We start from the raw sequence: 21,342 nt of genomic DNA, 5'->3' as shown, positions 1-21,342 counted from the left end.
GTTGCCTTTATGTCGTTTCAGGCCGTACGCCCCAAGATCCTGGGTTTTATCAGCGAAGATGTGTCGGCCTGGCTGGTCGCGTTGCTGGTATTGCTCATGGGCGGCGTGCTCACCGGGTTACTGGCCTGGTCGACGGTCAATGTGTTTCACCATCAACTCAAACAACGCTTTCAACTGCTGGCCAGTGAGCGTTACAGCCGCATTGAAGAACGTTTCGAAGACCAGGAGCAGCGCCTCGACGGTCTGCGCCGGTTCTTCGTCAATTCCGACTCGGTCTCCCGCGAGGAGTTCGACGGTTACACCCAACCCCTGTTGCACCGAACCCAGGCCTATTCCTTCGCGGCCCGAGTGACTCGTGCCGAGCGCGCGGCATTCGAACAAAAGGTGCGGGACGAGGGCTTCAGCAATTTCACCCTTCGTGAGCTCGACGGCAACGGTCAACTGCAATTGGCCGCCGAGCGCGATGAATACGTGGCGGTGCTGTACAGCCAGACGCAAAGTCGACTGGGCTCGCCGCTGGGGTACGACTTGCTGGCCCAGCCGATGCGCCGCGCCACCCTTGAGCGGGCGGACAAACTGGGCACCATGGCGGTGTCGCAGCCCATGCATCTGGTCAGCATCGAGCCGGCCTATGCGCGCGGCGTGCTGTTGGTGGCCCCGGTGATGCCGCGTAACTCATCCAGCGCAGCGGGGGTAAAACCCTCCGGTTATGTGATGGCGGTGATCAGCATGCGCCAGCTGTTGGCCGATGGATTGCCGGACGCCAACTACGACTATCTTTCGGTGCGCATTCTCGATTTGTCGATCGACGAGCAGCACGAAGTGCTCTACGAGTCTTTCAACTCACCGGCGGCCAGTGATTTGTCCGCGAGCCGGCTGTTGCGATTGGCCGATCACGATTATCAGGTTGACATCACGCCGAGCGAAGCCTTTACAAAAGCCAATCATTCCTCGGTGATGCCCCTGATGGTGCTGGGCGGTTTGCTCAGTCTGCTGCTCAGTGCGTTGCTGTATGTGCTGGTCAGTCAGCGTCAGCGCGCACTGAAAATGGTGGAGCAACGCACCCAGGAACTGCGGGCCCGTGAGCAAGAGTTGCGTGGCACCCACGGCCAGTTGCGCGGCGTGCTGAATGCGGCGACTCAGGTGGCGATCATCGCCACCGACCTGCGCGGGGTCATCAGCACGTTCAACGCCGGCGCCGAGCAGATGCTGGGTTACGCCAGCGTGGACGTCGTGGGGCATATGACCCTGGAAAACCTGCACTTCCCCCGGGAACTGGTAGCGCGGGCCGCGGAGTTGAGTGCGCGGTATGGCAAACCGATTCCGACCTGTCAGGCGATGTTGGTCGAAGGGGACGAAGAGGGCGGTAGCGAGGCGCGGGAGTGGACGCTGGTACGCAGCGACGGCAGCCATTTGGCGGTGAACATGCTCGCCACCCCGGTGCTCGACGAGCAGGGGTTGTGGGTCGGTCACCTGGCGATCTGCATCGACATTACCGAGCGCAAGCGTGTGCATGAGGCGCTCGCGGCACGGGACCTGTTGTTGAAGAAACTCAGCGCCCATGTGCCTGGTGGCATCTACCAATTCAAGATGGAATTCGACGGCCGCTTCAGTGTGATCTATGCCAGCGACGGTATTCGCGAGATCTACGAGCTGGAACCGGACGTGCTGCTGCTCAATGCCGAAGCGATCTTCACGCGCATTCACCCACAGGACACGACCCGGGTCCGTGCCTCGATCCGCGCCTCGGCGGACACCCTCAGTCCGTGGCGCGAGGAATACCGCGTGCAACTGCCCATGCGCGGCCTGCGTTGGGTTCGCGGTGAGGCAACGCCCGAAGAGCTGCCCGGTGGCGGGGTGCTCTGGCATGGCTACATTTCCGACATCTCTGACCTGAAACGAGTGGAAGAGGAGCTGCGGGCGCTGTCGATTACCGATTCGCTGACCGGGATTCACAACCGCCGTTATTTCCAGGAGCGCCTGACCACCGAAATGGCGAGGGTCCAGCGTGGCGTGGGCGAGTTGTCGGTGATCATGCTCGACATCGACCACTTCAAACGCATCAATGACCAGCATGGCCACGCCGTGGGGGATCGGGTGTTGCAAGCCGTGTGTGAGCGCATTGGTCATCGGCTGCGGCGCACGGACGTGTTCTGTCGCCTTGGGGGAGAAGAATTCATGGTGCTCTGCCCGGACACCGACCGCGAGCAGGCGCACGTGCTGGCCATGCAGTTGTGGCAAGGGCTGCGCAGTTCACCGATTGACTGCGTGGGGTTCGTTACCGCGAGTTTCGGGATCGCCAGTTGGCGCGTCGGGGAGGGCGCGGATGCGCTGTTGCTGCGAGCGGATTCGGGGGTGTATGCGGCGAAGCAGGCGGGACGTGATCGGGTCGAGGCCCAGAAAACCTAAGGCCTGACACACAACCCTTGTAGGAGTGAGCCTGCTCGCGATAGCGGTTTATCAGTCAACATCTGAGTTGAATGTTAGACCGCTGTCGCGAGCAGGCTCGCTCCACAGGTGATCTCCAGTGTCTGGAGGATCGGGTTAGAGCACCGACGCCGTGTCTGGCAGTTTCGGCTGGCGATAGAGGTCCAGCAGCACTTGATCCAGTACCGACGACGCGCCAAACGGTGCCTTGTCATTGAGAATCGCCACGACTGCCCACGTGTTGCCATTGACGTCGCGGCTGAAGCCGGAGATGGCGCGTACGGTGTTCAGGGTGCCGGTCTTGACGTGGGCTTCGCCGCGCATCGCGGTGGTCTTCAGGCGTTTGCGCATGGTGCCGTCGGTGCCGGCAATCGGCATCGAACTGATGAACTCGGCAGCATACGGGCTATGCCACGCGGCTTGCAGCATCGCTCCCATTTCACGGGCGCTGACGCGTTCTGCGCGGGACAGGCCGGAACCGTTCTCCATCACCAGGTGCGGTGCGGTAATGCCTTTCTTCGCCAGCCACTGACGTACTACGCGCTGGGCAGCCTTGGCATCGTCACCATCGGCATCGGTACGGAATTTCTGGCCCAGGCTCAGAAACAGCTGCTGCGCCATGGTGTTGTTACTGTATTTGTTGATGTCGCGGATGATTTCCGCCAGATCCGGCGAGTAAGCCCGGGCCAGAAGTTTTGCATTGCCCGGAGTGGCCGCCAGCACGTCCTTGCCCTGAATGCTGCCACCGAGCTCCTTCCAGATGGCGCGCACGGCGCCGGCGGTGTAGGTCGCGTGGTCAAGCAGCGACAGATAGGTCTGCGAGCTGCAGCCATCGCCCAACTGGCCGCCGACCGTTACGGTCATGCTGCCATCCGGCTGGGTCACCGGGTTGTAGCGCACACCGCCAGTGCACTGCTTGGAATTGACGGCCTTGACCTGGTTTTCGATGCGAATGCTGGCAATCGGCGGTTCCACCGACACCAATACCCGACCGCCGTCGTTACGCGCGACAAAACGCAGGGCCTTGAGGTTGACCATCAGCGAGTCGGGTTTGACCAGGAACGGCTTGTTCTCGTCATTGCCGTCGTCATTGAATTCGGGCAACTGCGGTTGTACGAAGAAACCGCGGTCCAGCACCAGGTCGCCGGTGATTTGCGTCACGCCGTTGGCGCGCAGGTCACGCATCAGCAGCCAGAGCTTCTCCATGTTCAGCTTCGGATCGCCGCCACCCTTGAGGTAGAGGTTGCCATTGAGAATGCCGCCGCTGAGGGTGCCGTCGGTGTAGAACTCGGTTTTCCACTGGTGGTTCGGGCCGAGCATTTCCAGCGCGGCATAGGTGGTGACCAACTTCATGGTCGAGGCCGGGTTGACCGAAACGTCCGCGTTGTAAACGGTCGGCGTGCCCGGCCCGGTGAGCGGGATCATCACCAGTGACAGGGCGTTGTCCTGCAACTTGCTGGCCTTGAGGGCTTTTTCGACGTTAGGCGTGAGCGCAGTGTTGATCGGGGCGGCGGAGACGGAGAGGGCCAGCGGAAGAATGAAACTGGCCAGCAACAATGGACGCAAAGACTTGATCATGTGTAATAAAACCCTACAGCCGAGGGGGAAAAAGACGAGGGCATGGCGATAAAATCCCTCAGTGGTCATGAAAGTGTCGGCATTATGCCCCAAGGCTTGAAAGTGTGTGCCGTGCCATGGCCTTCTAATCTGCTATTTTTTTACCGGCGGTCAGCGATGCCCCCCAGAGAGTCGGGCAATTAGCGGCTTAAACTGCTAAAGTGCCGCCCGTTATTACTTATGAGGATTGTTCCAATGGCGACTAACCGTTCCCAGCGTCTGCGCAAAAAACTGTGCGTCGATGAATTTCAAGAGCTGGGTTTCGAACTGAACCTGGATTTCAAAGAAGATTTGGCTGATGAAGCCATTGATGCTTTCCTCGACGCGTTCCTGAAAGAAGCCATGGAAGCCAACGGTCTGGGTTATGTTGGCGGCGACGACTTCGGTCTGGTTTGCCTGCAGAAGCGTGGCTCGGTGTCCGAAGAGCAGCGCGCAGCTGTTGAAGCCTGGCTCAAAGGCCGCAGCGAACTGACCGAAGCAACCGTCAGCCCGCTGATCGACGTCTGGTACCCGGAAAAGCCGATCAATCCGGTAGCTTGATGTCATAGCTTTTTGTCTAAAAAAAGCGGCGACCCAAGGGTCGCCGTTTTTTTATGCCTGCTTTTTGCAGGTGCATGGCTTGGCCTGCGAAGTCGATGTCGGGTCTCTCAGCCCTTGCGCCAATTCAGAATCACCAGCGTCAACACCCCCGCGACAATCCCCCAGAACGCCGACCCAATGGAAAACAGCGTCAGCCCCGACGCCGTGACCATAAAGGTGATCAGCGCCGCCTCCCGTTCCTTCACCTCGGTCATGGCAATGCTCAAGCCATTGATGATCGAGCCAAACAGCGCCAGCGCCGCAATCGACAGCACCAGTTCTTTCGGCAGCGCGGCAAACAACGCTGCCAATGTCGCGCCGAACACCCCGGCAATCCCGTAGAAAATCCCGCACCAGACCGCCGCCGTGTAGCGCTTGTTGCGGTCTTCATGGGCATGCGGCCCGGTGCAGATGGCTGCGCTGATGGCCGCCAGGTTGATGCCGTGGGAGCCGAACGGTGCGAGCAGCAATGAGGCGATACCGGTGGTGGTGATCAATGGCGAGGCCGGCACGGTGTAACCGTCGGCGCGCAGGACGGCAATGCCCGGCATGTTCTGCGAGGTCATGGCCACCACGAACAGCGGAATGCCGATGCTGATGGTCGCAGCCAGCGAGAAGTGCGGCGTGGTCCAGACCGGCGTCGCCACTTCCAGGTGGAAACCACTGAAATCCAGCAACCCCATGAACCCGGACAATGCAGTGCCGATCAACAACGCGGCCAGCACGGCGTAACGCGGCGACAGGCGCTTGATCACCAGATAGGTGAAGAACATGCCCAGCACCAGCCCGGTGCGATGCTGGGCGGCGACGAAAATTTCGCTGCCGATCTTGAACAGAATCCCTGCCAGCAACGCAGCGGCCAGGGAGGCTGGAATCTTCTTCACCAGCCGTTCGAAGCTGCCGGTCAGGCCGCAGATCGTCACCAGCACTGCGCAGGTGATATAGGCGCCGATGGCTTCGCCATAACTGACACCGCCGAGGCTGGTGATCAGCAAGGCCGCACCGGGGGTCGACCAGGCAATGGTGATGGGCGTGCGATAACGCAACGACAGGCCGATCGAACATACCGCCATGCCAATCGAGATCGCCCAGATCCACGAGGAGATCTGCCCACTGGTCAGGCCCGCCGCTTGGCCGGCCTGGAACATCAGCACCAGGGAGCTGGTGTAACCGGTCATCATCGCGATGAAGCCGGCGACGATGGCCGACGGCGAGGTGTCGGCCAGTGGTCGGAGCTGCGTATGCGTGGCGTCGTTCATGACAGCGCTGTTCCTTTTATAAAGATGTCCGAAACGCCGGTGAACCCTGTGGGAGCCGAGCTTCCTCGCGATGGCGGTGGATCAATCGACACGTGTGTTGACTGCCCGGACGCCATTGCGAGCAAGCTCGGCTCCCACAGGGATTGTGTTCGAGCGGCAGATTTCAGGTTCAAGCCTAAACTCAAACGTAAGGGATCGTTGCAATACAGCGGAAGCGACAAACAGCCGTACAGTCGTGTTGCCACCCTCCATTGTGTACAATCGCGGTGTTTTTTACGCGATACTTGCCAGCGACCCACTGTGCCGTATTACAGTCACCGTCAATTCGCCGCAGTTCTCCCGACTCGAGTGCCCATGAACGAACAGTTGCAGCCCCTCAAAAAACAACCGCGAGCAGGTAAAGCCGGCCGCAGCGGGACCCAGGACGATATTGTCTACGCGCATATCTTCGAGGCCATCCTCGAACAGCGTCTGGCGCCCGGCACCAAGTTGAGCGAAGAAGCGCTGGGGGAAATTTTCGGGGTCAGTCGCACCATCATCCGCCGTGCGCTCTCGCGCCTTGCCCATGAAGGCGTCGTGCTGCTGCGTCCGAACCGTGGCGCGGTCGTCGCCAGCCCAAGCGTCGAAGAGGCCCGTCAGGTGTTCCTCGCGCGCCGTCTGGTGGAACGAGCGATCACTGAACTGGCTGTCCAACACGCGACCGCCGAGCAGATCGCCGAATTGCGCCAGATGGTCAACGACGAGCGCGACAGCTTCTCCCGCGGTGATCGCGGTGCCGGCATCCGTCTGTCGGGCGAATTTCACCTGAAACTTGCCGAAGCGGCGAAGAATGCGCCGCTGATCAGCTTCCAGCGCAGCCTGGTGTCGCAGACGTCGTTGATTATTGCCCAGTATGAAAGTGGCAACCGTTCGCACTGTTCCTACGACGAACACACCCAGCTGATCGACGCCATCGAAGCGCGCAACGGTGAGCTGGCGGTGAATTTGATGATGCATCACATGGATCACATCGACAGCAAACTCAACCTCGACGAAGAAAGTGCGTCGGATGATTTGCATGCGGTGTTCTCGCATTTGTTGCAGACCAAGAAGCCTGGGCGGCCAGCGGTCAAACTCTAAGGTAGACCGAGTCGAACCATCGCGGGCAAGCCCGCGATGACGGTCTCAAGAGCAATAAAAATCCCCCGCAACCATCGATTGCGGGGGATTTTTTATGCCCGGAAGATTTAGCGCTGATGCACCTGATTCCCCGCCGCATACGTCTGCAGAACAGCCCGGTCATCCCCCAGCGTCATCAACACAAACAACGTCTCGGCAATGTTGTTCGCCTGCTTCAAGCGATAGCTCAGCAACGGCGTGGCGTTGTAATCCAGCACGAGGAAGTCGGCATCGGTGCCCGGTTTCAAGGTGCCGATCTTGTCTTCCAGACGCAACGCGCGAGCACCGCCGAGTGTCGCCAGGTACAGCGATTTGAATGGGCTCAGACGCGCACCTTGCAGCTGCATGACTTTGTACGCTTCGTTCAAGGTTTGCAGGATCGAGAAGCTGGTGCCACCGCCAACGTCCGTGCCCACACCGACATTCAGTTTGTGCTTCTCGGCCATCGGCAGGTTGAACAGGCCGCTGCCGAGGAAGAAGTTCGACGTCGGGCAGAACGCGATGGCCGAACCGGTTTCCGCCAGTCGCGCGCACTCGTCGTCGCACAGGTGCACGCCGTGGGCAAACACCGAACGCTCGCCGAGCAATTGATAGTGATCGTAGACGTCCAGGTAGCCTTTACGCTCCGGGAACAGCTCTTTGACCCATTCGACTTCCTTCAGGTTTTCGCTGATGTGCGTCTGCATGTACAGGTCAGGGAATTCGCTGAGCAACTGGCCGGCGAGGGTCAGTTGTTCCGGGGTGCTGGTCGGGGCGAAACGCGGGGTGACTGCGTAGTGCAAGCGACCCTTGCCGTGCCAGCGCTCGATCAGCGCCTTGCTTTCGACGTAGCTGGATTCGGCGGTGTCGGTCAGGTAGTCCGGCGCGTTGCGGTCCATCATCACCTTGCCGGCGATCATCCGCAGGTCGAGCTGTTCGGCAGCCTCGAAGAACGAGTTCACCGATTGCGGATGCACGCTGCCGAACACCAGCGCAGTGGTGGTGCCGTTGCGCAGCAGTTCCTTGATGAAAATATCGGCGACTTCGTCGGCGTGTTTCTTGTCGGCGAACTGGCTTTCACACGGGAAGGTATAGGTGTTCAGCCAATCGAGCAGTTGCTCGCCGTAGGCGCCGACCATGCCGGTTTGCGGCAAGTGAATGTGGGTGTCGATGAAGCCGGGGGTAATCAGCGCGTCCTGATAATGAGTGATTTCGATGTCGGCCGGCAGGGTCGGCAGCAAGTCGCTGGCGTGACCGAGCGCGCTGATCTGGCCGTTGTCGACCACCAGCAAGCCGTCTTCGAAATACTCGTACGAGGCTTCAATACCGACTTCGGCGGGGTCGGCAAGGCTGTGCAGGATGGCGGCGCGGTAAGCTTTGCGAGTCAAAGGCATGAGGGTTCTCGGTTTCTAAGGCTTATCAATGAGAGGCTTGGCTGCGGCGTGAAGCGGGCAGCAGTTTGGCAATCGATGATCCGGCGCTGGCGGTCTGCTGGCCGAAATTCGCGTTATAGGTGGCGATGATTTCGCCGGCGATGGAGATGGCGATTTCCACAGGCAACTTGCCTTTGACTTCGCCGATGCCCATCGGGCAGCGCATGCGTTGCACGACGCTGTTGTCGAATCCGCGGTCGCGAAGGCGGTGTTCGAACTTCACCCGTTTGGTCTTCGAGCCGATCAGGCCGAAGTAGGCGAAGTCGTTGCGCTTGAGGATCGCGGCGGTGAGTTCGAGGTCGAGCTGGTGATTGTGGGTCATGACGATGCAGTAACTGCCGGCGGGCAGCTCGTCGATTTCGTCCACCGGTTCTTCGCTGACAATCTTGCGCACGCCGTGAGGGATCTGTTCCGGGAATTCGTCGTCCCGCGAATCGATCCAGCGTACCCGGCAGGGCAGGCTGGCGAGCAGCGGCACCAAGGCGCGGCCGACATGACCGGCACCAAACACGGCGATCTGCGCCTGGACCTGGCCCATCGGTTCGAACAGCAACACGGTCGCGCCTCCGCAGCACTGGCCGAGGCTGGCGCCGAGGCTGAAGCGCTCCAGGTGGGTGTCCTGTTTGCCGCTGGCAAGCAGGTCGCGGGCGATCTGCATGGCCTTGTATTCCAGATGCCCGCCACCGATGGTGTCGAAGGCCTGGGTGGCGCTGATGACCATCTTCGAACCGGCATTGCGCGGCGTCGAGCCAAGCTCTTCGATGATGGTCACCAACACGCAGGGCTCACCCCGGGATTGCAGGTCGGCGAGGGCGTCGATCCAGTTGTACATAGTCACCTCGACATCGTTGTTGTTTGTACCGGCCTCTTCGCGGGCAAGCCCGCTCCCACAAGGATTGCATCGTACCTGTGGGAGCTGGTTTGCCTGCGATGGCCGCGACGCGGTCTTAGAGCGAAGCCAGTTCGGTTTCAGCTTCCACGGCTTTCACCGCCTTCAACTGCCGCATCTGCTCACACCCCCACAACACACGCTCCGGGGTCGCCGGCGCATCGATTTTCGGTTGATGCTTGTAGTCGCCAAGGCTCGCCACGGCGTCCTTGATCGCACACCACGAGGCGATGCCGAGCATGAACGGTGGCTCACCCACGGCCTTGGAATGGAACACCGTGTCTTCCGGGTTCTTGCGGTTTTCCACCAGCTTCACCCGCAGGTCCAGCGGCATGTCCGCCACGGCCGGAATCTTGTAGCTGGCCGGGCCGTTGGTCATCAGCTTGCCCTTGTTGTTCCACACCAGTTCTTCCATGGTCAGCCACCCCATGCCCTGAATGAAACCACCCTCGACCTGGCCGATGTCGATGGCCGGGTTCAACGAGGCGCCGACGTCGTGGAGGATGTCGGTGCGCAGCATCTTGTACTCGCCGGTCAGGGTGTCGACGATCACCTCGCAGCACGCTGCGCCAAACGCGTAGTAGTAGAACGGACGGCCACGCGCCTGACTGCGGTCGTAGTAGATTTTCGGGGTCTTGTAGAACCCGGTGCTCGACAGCGACACCTGAGCGAAATACGCCTGCTGGATCAGTGCTTCAAAGGTCAGGATGTGATCGCGAACCCGCACGTGACCGTTGTGGAACTCCACGTCTTCTTCGCTGACCTTGTAGTGCCGCGCGGCGAATTCGACCAGACGCTGCTTGATGATTTCCGCTGCGTTCTGCGCCGCTTTACCGTTGAGGTCAGCACCGCTGGACGCGGCGGTCGGCGAGGTGTTTGGCACCTTGTCGGTGTTGGTTGCGGTGATCTGTACACGGTCCATTTCCACCTGGAACACTTGCGCCACGACCTGCGCGACTTTGGTGTTCAAGCCCTGGCCCATTTCGGTGCCGCCATGGTTCAAGTGGATGCTGCCGTCGGTGTAGACGTGAATCAGCGCACCGGCCTGGTTGAGGAAGCTCGCGGTAAACGAAATACCGAATTTCACCGGGGTCAGCGCCAGGCCTTTTTTCAGGATCGGACTGTTGGCGTTGTAGCGACGAATTGCTTCACGACGCTCGGCGTACTGGCTGCTTTCTTCCAGCTCGGCGGTCATTTCTTCGAGCATGTTGTGCTCGACGGTCTGGTAATAATGCGTGACGTTGCGCTCGGTCTTGCCGTAGTAGTTGGCCTTGCGCACCGCCAATGGATCGAGGGCCAGATGACGGGCAATCGCGTCCATCACTTCTTCGATGGCGACCATGCCTTGCGGGCCGCCGAAGCCACGATACGCGGTGTTCGACGCGGTGTTGGTTTTGCAGCGGTGACCGTTGATGGTCGCGTCGCCCAGATAGTATGAGTTGTCGGCGTGAAACATCGCACGGTCGACAATCGACGCCGACAAGTCCGGCGAGCAACCGCAGTTGCCGGCCAATTCCAGGGCGATGCCGTGCAGGCGGCCGGTGCTGTCGAAGCCGACGTCGTACTCGACGTAGAACGGGTGACGCTTGCCGGTCATCAACATGTCTTCGACACGCGGCAGGCGCATTTTGGTCGGCTGGCCGGTGAGGTGCGCGATCACGGCGCACAAACAGGCCGGGCTGGCGGCTTGCGTTTCCTTGCCACCAAAACCTCCGCCCATGCGGCGCATGTCGACCACGATTTTGTTCATCGACACATCAAGCACTTCGGCGACAAGCTTCTGCACTTCCGTCGGGTTCTGCGTCGAGCAGTAGACGATCATGCCGCCGTCTTCCGTCGGCATCACCGAAGAGATCTGGGTTTCGAGGTAGAAGTGTTCCTGGCCGCCGATGTGCAGCGTGCCCTGGATGCGGTGCTCGGCAGTCGCCAAGGCACCCGCAGAGTCGCCGCGCTGATGGGTGTGGCTGTCGAGCACGAAGTGGCGTTTGCGCAGGGCTTCGACCACGTCCAGCACCGGCTCGAGATCTTCGTATTCGATGATCGCGGCCATCGCGGCCTTGCGTGCGGTTTCGAGGTCTTTCGCCGCCACGGCGAGCACCGGCTGACCGACGAATTGCACGTCATCAATCGCCAGCAGCGGGTCGCCCGGCAACAGCGGCCCGATGTCCTTCAGGCCCGGCACATCTTCATGGGTGATCGCGATGCGCACGCCTTCGAAGGCGTAGCAGGGCTTGGTGTCAATGCTGATGATTTTCGCGTGGGCGCGGTCCGACAGGCGTGCATAAACATGCAGCTGGTTCGGAAACTCCAGGCGGTCGTCGATGTACTGCGCTTCACCGGATACGTGCTTGGCGGCGCTGTCGTGCTTGACGCTGCGGCCGACACCGGTGGTCAGGTCCTTGGCGAACAGTTCAGCCAGTTCGGCTTGGGTCTTCTCTACAGCGTGATGATTAGACATAAGCGGTCACCCGAGTCTCGATGTGCGGTGTTTGCAGTTCGATGAAGTATTTACGCAGCAGGTTTTGCGCGCTGAGCAGGCGGTACTCTTTGCTGGCGCGGAAGTCCGACAGCGGGGTGAAATCTTCGGCCAGTGCGGCGCAGGCGCGTTCGACGGTGGCGTTGTTGAACGGCGCACCGAGCAATGTTTTTTCGCAGGCACTGGCGCGTTTCGGAATGGCCGCCATGCCACCGAAGGCGACGCGGGCATCGGCGATCACACCGTTTTCCAGACGGATTTGGAACGCGGCGCACACAGCGGAGATGTCATCGTCCAGACGCTTGGACACCTTGTAGGCGCGGAACAGTTGTTCGGCGCGGGCCCGCGGCACGATGATCTTCTCGATGAACTCGCTTTCCTGACGCGCGGTGACCCGGTAATCGATGAAGTAATCTTCCAGGGCCAGGGTGCGCCGGGTTTCGCCTTTGCACAGGACGATTTGCGCGCCCAGGGCGATCAGCAGGGGCGGCGAGTCTCCGATGGGCGAGGCGTTGCCGATGTTGCCGCCGAGGGTGCCCTGGTTGCGGATCTGCAGCGAGGCAAAACGTTGCAGCAACTCACCGAAATCCGGGTACTCGGCCTTTAATGCTTCGTAGCAGTCGGAGAGGGCGGTGGCGGCGCCGATTTCCAGGCGATCATCGAAACGCTCGATGCGCTTCATCTCGGCGACGTTGCCGACGTAAATCATCACCGGCAAGGTGCGGTGGAATTGTGTGACTTCAAGGGCCAGGTCTGTACCACCGGCCAGCAGGCGCGCCTGTGGATAAGCGTCATAGAGGTCGGCCAGATCGACGACGGTCAGCGGCACCAGGCAGCGCTTGTCGCCACTGTTGAGCTCGCCGATGGACGTTGGGGCAATCGCTTTCAAGCGCGCGATGGTATCGGCTTCACGCGCATCGAACTGGTCCGGTTGCTTGCCGCAGCAAGACTGTTCGGCGGCTTGCAGGATCGGCCGATAACCGGTGCAACGGCACAGATTGCCGGCCAGCGCTTCGTGCGCCTTGTGAGAATCGGGTGCATCGCTGTTCTTTTGCAGGGCGAACAGCGACATGACGAAGCCCGGGGTGCAGAAGCCGCATTGCGAACCGTGGCACTCGACCATGGCTTTCTGCACGCTGTGCAGTTCGCCCTGATGCTTGAGGTCTTCGACGCTGATCAATTGTTTACCGTGCAACGACGACACGAACGTCAGGCACGAGTTGAGGCTGCGATAGCGAATGTGTTCGCGGCCGTCGTCATCCGTTTGTAGCTCGCCGACCACCACAGTGCAGGCGCCGCAGTCACCGCTGGCGCAGCCTTCTTTGGTGCCGGGTTTGCCCACATGGTCGCGCAGATAATTGAGCACGGTCAGGTTTGGGTCCAGGGCGTGCTCGCTACGGAGTTCCTGGTTAAGTAAAAACTGGATCACGGAAGGCCTCGCAGACTCATTATTGTTGTTAACCGACTTGAACCGAATTTAGCAGGTCTGACTTTTCGGTCAATGATTTTCTGACTTAAAGGTCAGGAAATAGCATTTTGTCGACAAACACCTCATTTCTTCAGTATTGACCCTCACGCACACACCTGCTTTTTTGCTTGAATCGTGCCAAAACCGCCGAGTGGGCACTCCGCCATGAGCTATCAAGTGGGTTACACTGCGCCGCTTGTGCAGATCGAAGAGTTTGAAGGACAACCATGACGTTCAAGGCGCCGGACAGCCTCGCCGAGCAAATCGCTCACCACCTCGCCGAACGCATCATTCGCGGCGAAATGAAGCCCGGGGAGCGCATTCAGGAACAGAAGGTCACGCTGGCGCTCAATGTCAGCCGCGGCTCGGTCCGTGAAGCCTTGCTGATCCTCGAGCGTCGCCACCTGATCGCGATCCTGCCGCGACGAGGCGCCCATGTCACCGAACTCACGGCGCACAAGGTCCAGAGCCTGTGCACGCTGATGAGCGAGCTGTACATCCTGCTCGGTAACGCCGTGGCCAGTGGCTGGAAAGTCCAGGCCGACATGGCGCCGTTCGTGCAGATCCAGCAACGTCTGGCCGCCAGCTACGAGCGTCAGGACATCCGCACCTTCGTCGACGACAGCTTCAATGTGATGCGCGCCGCGTACCCGTTCGCCAACAACCCGTACTTGCAGGAAACCGTCGAGAATCTGCAGCCGGCCATGAGCCGCGCGTATTTCCTCGCCCTGGACCAGCGCAAGGCGTCGATGAGCGAATTCCTCGAACTGTTCGAGCGCCTGCTCGCTGCCGTGCTGGCCCGTGACTTTCCGCAGATCCGCGAAGTGCTGACGGCGTATGCCCAGCGCAGCTGCGATCTGGTGGTTTCTGCCCTGACGGACGCTTAAGCGTGCGGCTCAAGTGCATCAAGCTGGCGGGGTTCAAGTCCTTCGTCGATCCGACCACGGTGAACTTCCCCAGCAACATGGCGGCAGTGGTCGGGCCCAATGGTTGCGGCAAGTCGAACATCATCGACGCCGTGCGCTGGGTGATGGGCGAAAGCTCGGCCAAGAACTTGCGTGGCGAGTCGATGACCGACGTCATCTTCAATGGCTCCACCAGTCGTAAACCGGTGAGTCAGGCCAGCATCGAGCTGGTGTTCGATAACTCCGACGGCACGCTGCTCGGCGAATATGCCGCCTATGCGGAAATTTCCATTCGCCGCAAAGTGACCCGCGACAGCCAGACCACTTATTACCTCAACGGCACCAAATGCCGACGTCGCGACATCACCGACATCTTCCTCGGCACCGGCCTCGGCCCGCGCAGCTACTCGATCATCGAGCAGGGGATGATCTCCAAGCTGATCGAGTCCAAGCCCGAAGACCTGCGCAACTTTATTGAAGAAGCGGCGGGCATCTCCAAATACAAGGAGCGCCGGCGCGAGACTGAAAACCGCATCCGCCGCACCCACGAAAACCTGGCGCGCCTGACCGACCTGCGCGAGGAGCTCGAGCGTCAACTCGAACGCTTGCACCGTCAGGCCGAAGCCGCGAAGAAGTATCAGGAATACAAAGGCGAAGAGCGCCAGCTCAAGGCCCAGCTGTCAGCCTTGCGCTGGCAGGCATTGAACGAACAGGTCGGTCAGCGCGAAGCGGTGATCGGCAATCAGGAAGTCACCTTCGAAGCGCTGGTCGCCGAGCAACGCAACGCCGATGCCGCCATCGAACGCTTCCGGGACGGGCACCATGACCTGTCCGAGCGCTTCAATCTGGTGCAAGGGCGCTTCTATTCGGTCGGCGGCGACATCGCCCGGGTCGAGCAGAGCATCCAGCACGGTCAGCAGCGTCTGCGTCAGTTGCAGGACGATCTGAAAGAAGCCGAGCGCGCACGTCTGGAAACCGAGTCGCATCTGGGGCACGACCGCACACTGTTGCTGACCCTCGGCGAAGAGCTCGACATGCTCACGCCGGAGCAAGAAGTTACCAGCGCCGCCGCCGAAGAAGCCGCCGCCGCGCTGGAAGAATCCGAAACCACCATGCACGGCTGGCAGGAGCAATGGGACACGTTCAACCTGACCGCCGCCGAGCCGCGGCGCCAGTCCGAAGTGCAGCAGTCACGCATCCAGCAGCTGGAAACCAGCATGGAGCGTCTGGCCGACCGTCAGAAGCGCCTCGGTGAAGAGCGCGCGTTGCTCTCGGCGGACCCGGAAGACGCGGCGATCATGGAACTCAGCGAGCAACTGGCGGCCAGTGAAGCCACGCTTGAAGATTTGCAGGCCAGCGAAGAAGCCCAGGTCGAACGCCTTGAGCAACTGCGTCAGGAATTGCAGCTCGCGTTGCACAATCAGCAGCAGGCGCAAGGCGATTTGCAGCGCCTCAACGGTCGTCTCGCTTCCCTTGAAGCCTTGCAGCAAGCCGCGCTTGATCCGGGCACCGGTACCGCCGAATGGTTGCGTGAGCAGCATCTGGCGGATCGCCCGCGTCTGGCCGAAGGTCTGAAGGTGGAAGCGGGTTGGGAGCTGGCGGTGGAAACCGTGCTCGGCGCCGACCTGCAAGCGGTGCTGGTGGACGACTTCGGCGATTTCGATCTGGCTGGTTTTGCTCAGGGCGATTTGCGCTTGCTCAGCCCGGCCACTGATGGCGTGCGCGTGCCGGGCAGTTTGCTCGACAAGGTCGAGGCGCAGATCGATCTGTCGCCGTGGCTGGGGCAGGTCAGGCCGGTCGACAGCCTCGAACAGGCGCTGGCGTTGCGCAGTCAATTAACCCTTGGGCAGAGCCTGATCAGCCGTGATGGTTACTGGGTTGGTCGGCACTTTTTACGGGTGCGGCGGGCCAGCGAAGCCGAAAGCGGTGTGCTGGCGCGCGGTCAGGAAATTCAGCGGTTGACCGAGGAGCGTGAAGAGCGCGAAGCCACGGTCGAGACCCTGGAAACCCAACTGCAGAACCTCCGGGCGCAACAGCGTCAGCAGGAAAACGGACGCGAACATCTGCGCCGTCTGCTGCAAGACGAAGCGCGTCAGCAAGGTGAATTGAAAGCTCAACTGTCCGCCGGCAAAGCCAAGGCTGAACAGCTGACGCTGCGTCGTACGCGCCTCGACGAAGAGCTCGCGGAACTGGGCGAACAGCGCGCGCTGGAACACGAAAACATCGGTGAGGCACGCCTGCAATTGCAGGAAGCCCTCGACGCCATGGCGCTCGACACCGAGCAGCGTGAATTGCTGTTGGCCCAGCGCGACAGCTTGCGCGAGCGCCTCGATCGGGTGCGCCAGGAAGCCCGGCAGCACAAGGATCACGCGCATCAATTGGCGGTGCGTCTCGGTTCGCTCAAGGCGCAACACGACTCGACGCGTCAGGCGCTGGAACGGCTGGAAATGCAGTCCGAGCGCCTGACCGAAAAACGCGAACAGCTCAGCCTCAATCTGGAAGAGGGCGAGGCGCCGCTGGAAGAGCTGCGGTTGAAACTGGAAGAATTGCTCGACAAGCGCATGACCGTCGACGAAGAACTCAAGACCGCGCAAATCGCTCTGGAAGACGCTGACCGTGAACTGCGTGATGCGGAAAAACGACGTAACCAGGCCGAGCAGCAGTCGCAGTTGATTCGCGGCCAGATGGAAACCCAGCGCATGGAATGGCAAGCCCTGACTGTGCGCCGCAAGACCCTTGAGGATCAACTGCTGGAAGACGGCTACGACCTGCACGGCGTGCTCGCCACGCTGACGGCCGAGGCCAACGAGAAGGACGCCGAAGAAGAACTTGAACGCATTGCCGCGCGCATTCAGCGTCTCGGTGCGATCAACCTCGCGGCCATCGACGAATACCAGCAACAATCCGAGCGTAAACGTTATCTGGATGCGCAGAACGATGATCTGGTGGAAGCGCTGGACACGCTCGAGAACGTGATTCGCAAGATCGACAAGGAAACCCGCAACCGCTTCAAAGATACCTTTGATCAGATCAATGGCGGTTTACAGGCGCTTTTCCCAAAAGTTTTCGGTGGAGGGCGCGCGTATTTGGAACTGACGGGCGAAGATCTACTCGATACAGGGGTAACGATCATGGCGCAGCCGCCAGGGAAGAAGAACAGCACCATCCATTTGCTCTCCGGTGGCGAAAAAGCCCTGACCGCATTGGCGCTGGTTTTTGCGATCTTCAAGTTGAACCCGGCGCCGTTCTGCATGCTCGATGAAGTTGACGCACCACTGGATGACGCTAACGTTGGACGCTACGCACGGCTGGTCAAGGAAATGTCGCAGACGGTGCAGTTCATCTACATCACCCACAACAAGATCGCCATGGAAATGGCCGATCAACTGATGGGTGTGACGATGCACGAACCGGGTTGCTCGCGTCTGGTGGCAGTGGATGTCGAGGAGGCGATGGCAATGGTGGACGCCTGAGTCGGCGTCTGTAGGACGGGTATTGCCAGGCCGTAGGACGTTTTTACTGGGTCTTACTTGCTGGCCAATCGACATATTCGCTAAAGCCATGGTGACAGACGGTGTAAAGTTGCCTTTGGTCGTGCTAGTTTAATGTCAATTTTTCGTATACGTGGGCAAAACGCCTGTCAGAACATAGAGTTGGCGCCACGTTTTAAAGCGGTTTACGAGTTGTAAACCCCTTATTTTTCAGCATTTTTTATAGAGGCACGGGATTACATGGAAATCGGTCTGCGCGAGTGGCTGATCGTCATCGGCATTATTGTTATTGCCGGTATTCTTTTTGATGGCTGGCGCCGTATGCGCGGCGGCAAGGGAAAACTGAAATTCCGTCTTGACCGAAGTTTGTCCAATCTGCCGGACGAGGACACCAGCGCCGAGCTGTTGGGCCCGCCCCGCGTGCTGGACACACACAAGGAACCGCAACTGGATGAGCACGATCTGCCCTCGGTGAGCATGCCTGCCCGTGAACCGCGTGAGTCGGGTTCCAAGCGCGGCAAGCGTGGTCATGGCGAACCGTCGCAAGGCGACATGAACCTCAGCCTTGATCTGGATGGCGGCCCGAGCTTCAGCAGTCGTGACGACGATTTCCCGGATGACACCAAAGCCTCGCCAGCCGTGACTGAAAAAGATCAACCACAAGCTGAAGAAGTGCTGGTGATCAGCGTGATCTGCCGCGACGCCGCCGGTTTCAAAGGCCCTGCGTTGTTGCAGAACATTCTGGAAAGCGGTTTGCGTTTCGGCGAGATGGACATCTTCCACCGTCACGAAAGCATGGCCGGTAATGGTGAAGTCCTGTTCTCCATGGCCAATGCGGTCAAGCCGGGCATCTTTGATCTGGACGACATCGACCACTTCAGCACCCCGGCCGTGAGCTTCTTCCTCGGTCTGCCTGGACCGCGTCATCCGAAGCAAGCCTTCGACGTGATGGTGGCTGCGGCGCGCAAACTGTCCCAGGAGCTGAACGGCGAACTGAAAGACGACCAGCGCAGCGTGCTGACCGCCCAGACAATTGAGCATTACCGTCAGCGCATCGTCGAGTTCGAACGCCGCGCGTTGACCCAGAAGCGTTGATTCAAAGGTTGCTCCCGCGCCGTGCGCGGGACGATCGGCAAAATAGATTGAGCAGCCTCGGCTGCTCTTTTGCTTTATGAGAGAACACCCATGACCGCCGTCAAAAACCGCATTCTAGAGCTGCGCGCTGAGCTGGATCAGCACAACTACCGCTATCACGTGCTGGACGAGCCGAGTATTCCGGATGCCGAATACGACCGTTTGTTCCACGAGCTCAAGGCCCTTGAAGCGGCTAATCCTGAACTGATCACCAACGATTCACCGACCCAGCGTGTCGGCAGTGCGGCGTTGTCGGCGTTCACCCAGGTGCGTCATGAAGTGCCGATGCTCAGCCTCGGCAATGCCTTCGAAGAAACCGACATGCGCGAGTTCGATCGCCGGGTGACGGAAGGCCTGGACTTGCCGGCTGGCGACTTGTTTGGCGGCGGTGCGGCGGTGGAATACAGCTGTGAACCCAAGCTCGACGGCCTGGCAGTCAGCCTGCTGTATCAGGACGGCGTGTTGGTGCGCGGCGCGACTCGCGGCGACGGCACCACCGGCGAAGACATCAGCGTCAACGTCCGTACCGTGCGCAACATTCCTCTCAAACTGCACGGCACTGGCTGGCCGGCGATCCTGGAAGTGCGCGGCGAAGTGTTCATGTCCAAGGCCGGTTTCGAGCGGCTCAACGCTACCCAGCTGGACGTCGGCGGCAAGACTTTCGCCAATCCACGCAACGCCGCGGCCGGCAGCTTGCGCCAGCTCGATTCGAAGATCACCGCCAACCGTCCGCTGGAGTTCTGCTGCTATGGCATCGGTCAGACTTCGGCCGATATTGCCGACACGCACATTGGCAACCTGCAGCAGCTCAAAGTCTGGGGCTTGCCGATCAGCCATGAGCTGAAGCTGGCGCACGGCGTCGACGAATGCCTGGATTACTACCGCGACATCGGCGAACGCCGCAGCGGGCTGGCGTATGAAATCGACGGCGTGGTGTTCAAGGTCAACAGCATCGCCTCTCAGCGTGAGCTGGGTTTCCGCGCTCGCGAACCGCGCTGGGCGATCGCGCACAAATTCCCGGCCATGGAAGAACTCACTGAGCTGCTCGACGTCGAGTTCCAGGTCGGTCGCACCGGCGCCGTCACGCCGGTCGCGCGTTTGAAACCGGTCAAAGTGGCCGGGGTCACCGTGGCCAACGCGACGTTGCACAACATGGATGAGGTCGCGCGACTGGGCCTGATGATTGGCGACACCGTCATCATCCGCCGCGCGGGTGACGTGATTCCGCAAGTGGTGCAAGTGGTGCTCGAGCGTCGTCCGGACAATGCCCGGCCGGTACACATTCCCGAGCAGTGCCCCGTGTGCGGTTCGCAGGTCGAGCGCACGCAACTGGTCAAACGCAGCAAAGGCCGCGAGACCGTCAGCGAAGGCGCGGTGTACCGCTGCGTCGGTCGTCTGGCCTGCGGTGCGCAACTCAAGCAGGCGATCATTCACTTCGTTTCCCGCCGTGCCATGGACATCGAAGGCCTGGGGGACAAGAGTGTCGAGCAACTGGTCGACGAAGGCCTGGTGAGCTCGCCGGCCGATCTGTATGCCCTGAAGTTCGACGACATTGTCGATCTGGAAGGCTTTGCCGAGGTTTCGAGCAACAAGTTGCTGAGTGCCATCGAGGACAGCAAAAAGCCAAGCCTGGCGCGGTTTATCTATGCCCTCGGGATTCCCGATGTCGGCGAAGAGACGGCCAAGGTGCTGGCGCGTTCTCTGGGGTCGCTGGAGCGGGTTCAGCAGGCGTTGCCGCACGTGCTCACGTACTTGCCGGACGTTGGCCTGGAAGTGGCTCACGAAATTCACAGCTTCTTTGAAGATGCGCATAACCAGCAAGTGATCAAGGAGTTGCTCAAGCACGGTCTGCAGATTCAGGATCAGGGCGAGCTTGGGGCCGAGTTCGCGGCCAGCACGACGCTGGGCGGGTTTCTCGACAAGCTGCACATTCCTTCGGTCGGGCCGGGCGGGGCGCAGAAGCTGGCGGACCGGTTCGGTTCGCTGGAAGGTGTGTTCGGTGCGGACTGGCTGGACTTGCGTCAGACGCTGCCGGAGAAACAGGCCAATTCGGCTCGCGAGTTTTTTGCGCTCGAGGACAATCGTCTGATCGCTGAGGCTGCCGAGAAGCAGTTGCGCGATTTCGGCATGCATTGGCAGAGCGAGAAAAAAATCGTCGAAGGGCTGCCGCTGGCCGGGCAGACCTGGGTGCTGACCGGTTCGCTGGAGTTGATGAGCCGCGACGTCGCCAAGGAAAAACTTGAAAGCCTGGGGGCGAAGGTAGCGGGATCGGTGTCGGCCAAGACCCACTGCGTGGTGGCAGGGCCGGGAGCGGGTTCCAAGTTGGCCAAGGCCAATGAGCTGGGGTTGAAGGTGCTCGATGAAGAAGCGTTCGTCGAGTTCCTGAAACACCACGGTATCGCGGTCGAGTCGTGATCGTTCCCACGGTCTGCGTGGGTCTGCCGCCCCGGACGCTCCGCGTCCCTGGATACGTTCCCACGCAGAGCGTGGGAACGATCGCTGCGTGGCGATGATCTAGTCTTGGCAA

At 60.5% G+C, this 21,342-nt stretch carries 13 protein-coding genes; 7 read left to right on the top strand and 6 right to left on the bottom strand.

The features are described from left to right. Positions 1–9 precede the first annotated feature (9 nt). The gene (locus AB4N43_RS07480) at positions 10–2,409 is read left to right on the top strand and encodes a sensor domain-containing diguanylate cyclase (RefSeq protein WP_027922569.1); all 2,400 of its coding nucleotides are present in this window, start codon (positions 10–12) and stop codon (positions 2,407–2,409) included. A 135-nt stretch (positions 2,410–2,544) separates the two neighbouring features. Here AB4N43_RS07480 and dacB read toward each other — a convergent pair whose 3' ends face one another. Further along, positions 2,545–4,005 carry a D-alanyl-D-alanine carboxypeptidase/D-alanyl-D-alanine endopeptidase gene (dacB, locus tag AB4N43_RS07475; RefSeq protein WP_059181320.1) on the bottom strand — a complete coding sequence of 487 codons (1,461 nt, stop codon included), beginning with the start codon at positions 4,003–4,005 and terminating at the stop codon, positions 2,545–2,547. Positions 4,006–4,239: 234 nt separating this feature from the next. Here dacB and AB4N43_RS07470 point away from each other — a divergent pair, with 234 nt between their 5' ends. Continuing rightward, a complete protein-coding gene (locus AB4N43_RS07470; protein ID WP_007896965.1) occupies positions 4,240–4,584 on the top strand; it encodes a YggL family protein in 345 nt (114 codons plus the stop codon). Between the two features lie 107 nt (positions 4,585–4,691). On the opposite strand, the gene AB4N43_RS07465 is transcribed toward AB4N43_RS07470, so the two are convergent. Continuing rightward, entirely contained in the window at positions 4,692–5,882 is a 1,191-nt protein-coding gene (locus tag AB4N43_RS07465) for a benzoate/H(+) symporter BenE family transporter (RefSeq protein ID WP_027921749.1), read from the bottom strand. 354 nt (positions 5,883–6,236) lie between these two features. On the opposite strand from AB4N43_RS07465, the gene AB4N43_RS07460 reads away from it, so the two are divergent. Further along, on the top strand, positions 6,237–7,001 hold the full coding sequence (locus AB4N43_RS07460) for a GntR family transcriptional regulator (RefSeq protein WP_010456474.1): 765 nt from the start codon (positions 6,237–6,239) through the stop codon (positions 6,999–7,001). A gap of 107 nt (positions 7,002–7,108) precedes the next feature. Here the strand turns inward: AB4N43_RS07460 and guaD are convergent, their stop codons facing one another. From guaD to xdhA, 4 genes are all read right to left on the bottom strand, one after another. Continuing rightward, positions 7,109–8,413, bottom strand: coding sequence for a guanine deaminase (guaD, locus tag AB4N43_RS07455; RefSeq protein ID WP_027921748.1), 1,305 nt, complete (start codon positions 8,411–8,413; stop codon positions 7,109–7,111). Between the two features lie 25 nt (positions 8,414–8,438). Continuing rightward, positions 8,439–9,284 carry a xanthine dehydrogenase accessory protein XdhC gene (gene xdhC, locus AB4N43_RS07450; RefSeq protein ID WP_027921747.1) on the bottom strand — a complete coding sequence of 282 codons (846 nt, stop codon included), beginning with the start codon at positions 9,282–9,284 and terminating at the stop codon, positions 8,439–8,441. Between the two features lie 115 nt (positions 9,285–9,399). Beyond that, positions 9,400–11,799 carry a xanthine dehydrogenase molybdopterin binding subunit gene (gene xdhB, locus AB4N43_RS07445; protein ID WP_059181318.1) on the bottom strand — a complete coding sequence of 800 codons (2,400 nt, stop codon included), beginning with the start codon at positions 11,797–11,799 and terminating at the stop codon, positions 9,400–9,402. After that, the gene (xdhA, locus tag AB4N43_RS07440; RefSeq protein ID WP_460153671.1) at positions 11,792–13,246 is read right to left on the bottom strand and encodes a xanthine dehydrogenase small subunit; all 1,455 of its coding nucleotides are present in this window, start codon (positions 13,244–13,246) and stop codon (positions 11,792–11,794) included. Before xdhA ends, xdhB begins: the two co-directional genes overlap by 8 nt. 266 nt (positions 13,247–13,512) lie before the next feature. Between xdhA and AB4N43_RS07435 the strand changes: the two genes are divergently transcribed. The 4 genes from AB4N43_RS07435 to ligA all read left to right on the top strand — a co-directional run bounded on the left by AB4N43_RS07435 (position 13,513) and on the right by ligA (position 21,230). Continuing rightward, a complete protein-coding gene (locus tag AB4N43_RS07435) occupies positions 13,513–14,172 on the top strand; it encodes a GntR family transcriptional regulator (protein ID WP_027921744.1) in 660 nt (219 codons plus the stop codon). 2 nt (positions 14,173–14,174) lie between these two features. Continuing rightward, the gene (smc, locus tag AB4N43_RS07430; protein WP_460153669.1) at positions 14,175–17,663 is read left to right on the top strand and encodes a chromosome segregation protein SMC; all 3,489 of its coding nucleotides are present in this window, start codon (positions 14,175–14,177) and stop codon (positions 17,661–17,663) included. A gap of 258 nt (positions 17,664–17,921) precedes the next feature. Continuing rightward, positions 17,922–18,776: a cell division protein ZipA gene (gene zipA, locus AB4N43_RS07425; RefSeq protein ID WP_027921742.1), complete on the top strand. Its 855-nt coding sequence runs from the start codon at positions 17,922–17,924 to the stop codon at positions 18,774–18,776. A gap of 90 nt (positions 18,777–18,866) precedes the next feature. Further along, on the top strand, positions 18,867–21,230 hold the full coding sequence (ligA, locus tag AB4N43_RS07420; protein ID WP_460153668.1) for an NAD-dependent DNA ligase LigA: 2,364 nt from the start codon (positions 18,867–18,869) through the stop codon (positions 21,228–21,230). Positions 21,231–21,342: the final 112 nt, after the last annotated feature.

The organism is Pseudomonas sp. S2_B07, assembly GCF_054668435.1.
The sequence above is the reverse complement of the archived record's forward strand: the minus strand, read 5'-3'. Positions and strand labels throughout refer to the sequence as shown.

Bases quoted from the DNA above. Each gene is read 5' to 3' on its own strand.
- guaD (WP_027921748.1), bottom strand. From the start codon at position 8,413: ATGCCTTTGACTCGCAAAGCTTACCGCGCCGCCATCCTGCACAGCCTT.
- ligA (WP_460153668.1), top strand. From the start codon at position 18,867: ATGACCGCCGTCAAAAACCGCATTCTAGAGCTGCGCGCTGAGCTGGAT.
- AB4N43_RS07465 (WP_027921749.1), bottom strand. From the start codon at position 5,882: ATGAACGACGCCACGCATACGCAGCTCCGACCACTGGCCGACACCTCG.
- xdhC (WP_027921747.1), bottom strand. From the start codon at position 9,284: ATGTACAACTGGATCGACGCCCTCGCCGACCTGCAATCCCGGGGTGAG.
- AB4N43_RS07460 (WP_010456474.1), top strand. From the start codon at position 6,237: ATGAACGAACAGTTGCAGCCCCTCAAAAAACAACCGCGAGCAGGTAAA.
- AB4N43_RS07470 (WP_007896965.1), top strand. From the start codon at position 4,240: ATGGCGACTAACCGTTCCCAGCGTCTGCGCAAAAAACTGTGCGTCGAT.
- AB4N43_RS07435 (WP_027921744.1), top strand. From the start codon at position 13,513: ATGACGTTCAAGGCGCCGGACAGCCTCGCCGAGCAAATCGCTCACCAC.
- AB4N43_RS07480 (WP_027922569.1), top strand. From the start codon at position 10: ATGTCGTTTCAGGCCGTACGCCCCAAGATCCTGGGTTTTATCAGCGAA.
- xdhB (WP_059181318.1), bottom strand. From the start codon at position 11,799: ATGTCTAATCATCACGCTGTAGAGAAGACCCAAGCCGAACTGGCTGAA.
- dacB (WP_059181320.1), bottom strand. From the start codon at position 4,005: ATGATCAAGTCTTTGCGTCCATTGTTGCTGGCCAGTTTCATTCTTCCG.
- zipA (WP_027921742.1), top strand. From the start codon at position 17,922: ATGGAAATCGGTCTGCGCGAGTGGCTGATCGTCATCGGCATTATTGTT.